The sequence below is a fragment of the Kytococcus sp. HMSC28H12 genome, assembly GCF_001816045.1.
GTDB lineage: Bacteria > Actinomycetota > Actinomycetes > Actinomycetales > Dermatophilaceae > Kytococcus > Kytococcus schroeteri.
Genome location: NZ_KV824628.1, coordinates 1 through 561, shown reverse-complemented (window position 1 = coordinate 561; position 561 = coordinate 1). Strand labels below are relative to the sequence as shown.

Genomic DNA, 561 nt, shown 5'->3' with positions numbered 1-561 from the left:
CAGGCGGTGAGCACCGGGCACCGGCTGGCGGGGTGGCCGGGCCGCCGCGCGGACGCCCCCGTGGAGCCGCTGGGCGCTGAGCTGACGGCGGCCTCCGAGCGCTTCGAGTCGGTCTACGACGACGTGGTCTGGTTCGGCACGCACCTCTCCGGCGAGGAGGGGGCGGAGCTCCCCGCGGCGGACCTGGACGCGCTGCAGCAGCGGATGCAGCGGCTCGTCGCCCACCCCGAGGGCGCCGCGGTGCTGGCCGATGTCTCGCCTCGCTGGCGTGAGCTGGCCGGCCGGGGCCTGGAGCCGGTGTTGCGGGAGTTCTCGCGCCGTGCGGTGCCCACCGAGCGGGTGGCCACCGAGGTGGAGCACGTGTGGATCCGCGCCGTGCTGGCGATGATGGAGCGCGCCACCCCGGAGCTCACCACGCACGACCGCGAGTCCGCCCTGGCCGGCGTGGCCGCGCTCGAGGAGGCCGTCACCGCCTCGCACACCGCCGCGCGGGAGGCCGTGGCGCAGGGGGTGCACACGGCCCGGGTCGCGCTGGGTCGCTCCCGCCGTGCGGCCGCCCTG

The 561-nt window shown here is 77.9% G+C and carries 1 protein-coding gene; it reads left to right on the top strand.

Annotated elements, in window-relative coordinates:
• Positions 1-561: hypothetical protein (locus HMPREF3099_RS13095; protein WP_168168513.1), on the top strand; the 561-nt coding region annotated here is incomplete at both ends.